3 protein-coding genes are annotated in these 3,745 nt (G+C 51.5%); all 3 read right to left on the minus strand.

Translation table 11 applies throughout. The features are described 5' to 3' along the window. Window positions 1–179 precede the first annotated feature (179 nt). Entirely contained in the window at window positions 180–626 is a 447-nt protein-coding gene (locus C0V76_RS19410; protein ID WP_101944563.1) for a hypothetical protein, read from the minus strand. A gap of 119 nt (window positions 627–745) precedes the next feature. Further along, entirely contained in the window at window positions 746–1,108 is a 363-nt protein-coding gene (locus C0V76_RS19415; protein WP_101944564.1) for a hypothetical protein, read from the minus strand. Window positions 1,109–2,429: 1,321 nt separating this feature from the next. Continuing rightward, window positions 2,430–2,915, minus strand: coding sequence for a hypothetical protein (locus C0V76_RS19800; protein WP_143707499.1), 486 nt, complete (start codon window positions 2,913–2,915; stop codon window positions 2,430–2,432). Between the last annotated feature and the right edge of the window lie 830 nt (window positions 2,916–3,745).

Genomic DNA, 3,745 nt, shown 5'->3' on the forward strand with positions numbered 1-3,745 from the left:
CGTCCTCCTCTAGGACGTGAATGACATGGCAGCCATATTGCTCAATATCATCTAGAGCCTTCTGCTCCGAGGCATGCATGTTATTGCTCGCTAACGTGGAAGTGAGGGGCAGCCGAAGCGAAGCGTAGGGAACCACAAGCGCAGCTTGTGGCTGTCCCACTCGACTGCAGGGTTAGATTTCACCATACCCCCGACACTGGTTTTTGAATTTTTGTCTTCAGAAACTCAAAGTATTTGGAATCCTCAGCGGCGAAGAATTCCTTACCCTCAAGCATGTATGCCCGACCCAGATGCTCGGCCGCTGCTTGGTGCTCATTCTTTTCAAGGCAGCACTGACCAAGGCGCATGTGGACGAATGGATTGCCGAAGCCGCTTGGGCAAGTAAGTGCGTACTCGAAGGCTTCAACGCCTGACGTGAAGTAACCAGACAGAAAACATGCATCACCAATTGCAGCTAGCAGCCAAGTACTCGCCTCCCAGTCGTTCTTAGGCTCGGGCACGAGATCCCATGCCTCATTGTATTTTGCGATTGCGGCTTCGTAAGCCGCAGACTCTGCAAGGGCATCGCCCTCGGCAGACAACTGCTGAATTTGGGCGTGCAATGAGGCCGGTAGTTCAATTTGCATCGTGGAGTCTAACGTTTGACGTGAGGGGCCGCCGCAGCGGCGAAGCCGCGAAGGGAACCCACAAGCGCAGCTTGTGGGTTCCCTCTCGACGGAATGGTTGGGCGTAATTGGCCCCATAGTTATTTGCGCCAAAACTTAACGGCAAGCCAGAGTGTCGGGAGTGCAGCGACGGAGAACCAAAGAATTGGCCGGAGATATGCCGAAATAAATGGGAACCAAATATCGCCCTCCCCCTGGGCCTCGTTCGTGACACCGCCAACACCCGATGGAAGCTTGGTTGCTGGAACGACCAAATCCATTGAAATGATGGTAGGCGCAGCAAAGTAGAACATAGCTCCGTACAACACATAAAGCATGACGAGGAACGAAGCAATAAATACCCACGGCTTTGATAGCTGTGACCACACGAGCGAAGAAGCTACGCCCACGAAAACTGCGGGAAGCCCTGCCAAAACGCCAAATTCTAAAAGCAGCTTAAACATTTTTGAAAATCCAAGATGACGCCCAACGTTTGACGTGAGGGGCCGCCGTAGCGGCGAAGTCGCGAAGGGAACCCACAAGCGCAGCTTGTGGGCGGTCCCTCTCGACGGAATTGTTAGGGCGAATTCGCATTTTCAGACCCACAAAATGTAGTGGCTAAAAGATAAAGCCCTACAAGCAATGCAACGCCAAAAACACACACCAGAGGCCAGCATTGGAGGGGGATATACACCGCGATAAGCGCCATGCTTGTAATGATGCCCGACGTCAACAGCCCCAGTGTTGATCTGCGAAGCTTTCTTGATGCTTCGAATCGCTTCGTTGGTATGAGAACTCTTATCCATGCGCCGGTGAGCCCCAATATGCCACCGGGACCAAGTAGCAAGATGCCAATGTTATTCAATTCGTACGTCGGATCCAGCAGAAGGCCCGTGGCGAGCATGAGAGTTGCAATAGCCGCAAACGGCAAAAAGCATACGGTTGCTATTGCTCCAACAAGTACGAAGGTCAATCTAATTGGTGGAGTGACTAACCAACGCGAGGCATGGTGGAAATAGTTCATTTGCCCTAACGTTTGACGTGAGGGGCCGCCGCAGCGGCGAAGCCGCGAAGGGAACCCACAAGCACCGCTTGTGGGAGGTCCCTCTCGACGGAATTGTTAGGCTGGCGGCACCTAGCAGTTGAACGATGAGTAGTAAATATCACTCTTGGTTGTCTTATGAAACCTAAACGGAGCAAGTTCGATCACTTCACCCTCTAGTGAAACCGTTCCAGCCGGGAACACGATCTCGATTTCATTCAGATCCTCCGGAACAATCTGGAACTGAAGCGTCAGCCATCTGGAGTAGTACGGATAAGTCCTAGTGGGCGAGTACGTGGTGACCTTCGAGCTTGAGGAAACGGATGTTGCTCCCTTAGTCACAGAGTGGAGCTCATACTTTTCAGGGGAGACATCTGCGGCGGCTAACATTGATCTGAACAGGACAGAAACAGTCAACGGCTTGCCCTCGGTTAGATCAGGTGCTACCTGAACATGAAGCTGCCCTACTTCACGGACGAGCGCGTCGTTTCGAGCATCGTGATACCCACAACTTCGAGACGGTGTAGGCACTCCATCCTGCACGTTGGGCTCAAAGTAAGTACGCTGCGTTGGATATACAACGCAGCCAAGCAGCGCAACAGCAGTGAAGACGGCGAAAGCGATTGTTCGCATTGCACTTAGCCTAACGTTTGACGTGAGGGGCCGCCGTAGCGGCGAAGCCGCGAAGGGAACCCACAAGCGCAGCTTGTGGGCGGTCCCTCTCGACGGAATTGTTAGCCGATCTAGCCGCAGGTGTTTGCAGCATTGACTTCTCCAAACCAAGCCCACGAACGCTGGGTCATTTTTGGACCAAAAACTTCTTTGTAGTACTGAAAATTCGACGCTAGCTGAGAGAGCTTGCATAAGCCATAGCTGTGCTCCATTACCTTTTCGTCATAATAGATTGTTGCGGCAATTTCCCCTTGAAGAAATAGCGAGGCCTCTCGAATAGAGTCGCGAACTATGCGGCGCTTTAGTTCAATGTTCGATATTTTTTCTTGGTATGAATAGTGCGATCTTGATATGTGCTGGTGAGTGATGCGACAGCTAAGGACAATTTCATTAGGCTTGACACTTACCCACAAAGCTTCAATGTCAGGACATGGTGAGATCCATTTGTAGTAAAGAATGCCATAGCTATTGCGATCAATTTCAGCTTCGCTTACGGGAAGATGCGTAATCGCCTTTTGCATAAACAGGCGCTCAGTAATATTTTTCGGGAGCAGCATATGGCTAACGCCTAAATTAATCCGACACGCGTAGTGGAGGCAAACATGGGAAGCTTTTTTTGCCATGTTTGCTGGAACGAAGCGTGTTCGGCTTGAATGAATTGTTAGGCCTCACTAGCGCTCAGCCGTCATAGCCATGTGAGTGATCTCCGAGTCGCCAGATGGAAGGACTATCACAGCCCACAATAGATTGCGAGGCTCATCTCTGAGCTCAACCAAATACTTACCATCAGGCGACTTTTGAACTGTGAGTGCGGCACGAAGGGCGGGCCCTTGTAGCGAGGGCCGGTCCGAAGCTGCGGAAAGACGCTCATAGGCGATCTGCTTAGCACTGTCAGGAGACAAGCTTGAGCATGCTGCGATCAGCAGTGCAAAGACAAGTGCGAGCAGTGTTCTCATGAGGCCTAACGTTGAAGTGAGGGGCGGCCGGAGCGAAGCGCAGGGAACCACAAGCGCAGCTTGTGGCCGTCCCTCTCGACTGCCATGTTAGAGCAATGCGGCGTAACTAAGACCATCGTGCTTGCCGGATGAATAGCCAAGAAATGAAGCTCCACCAAATAATGAACGAAAAAATGTAACTGAGCGCTCGGGTGATCTCTTCCGGGTTTGGGGTGAAAAATATGGAAGCAGAAATTTCAATAGGAATTATCTTGGAGACAATAAAGGCAATGGGCATTCCTGGAAGCACAGAAAGAGGCCACAAGATTAGCTGTGTGACGGTTACTTTCGAGAAGTGAATCGCCCCGGCTTCCCTAGACTGCTCCGAGCTTCATGAAATACTGCTTTTCGTAGTCTATCGGAGACATGCCATTTGCGTGGCTATGTCGCCG

It is taken from the genome of Uliginosibacterium sp. TH139 (genome assembly GCF_002855595.1).
GTDB lineage: Bacteria > Pseudomonadota > Gammaproteobacteria > Burkholderiales > Rhodocyclaceae > Uliginosibacterium > Uliginosibacterium aquaticum.

Bases quoted from the DNA above. Each gene is read 5' to 3' on its own strand.
- C0V76_RS19410 (WP_101944563.1), bottom strand. From the start codon at position 626: ATGCAAATTGAACTACCGGCCTCATTGCACGCCCAAATTCAGCAGTTG.
- C0V76_RS19415 (WP_101944564.1), bottom strand. From the start codon at position 1,108: ATGTTTAAGCTGCTTTTAGAATTTGGCGTTTTGGCAGGGCTTCCCGCA.
- C0V76_RS19800 (WP_143707499.1), bottom strand. From the start codon at position 2,915: ATGCTGCTCCCGAAAAATATTACTGAGCGCCTGTTTATGCAAAAGGCG.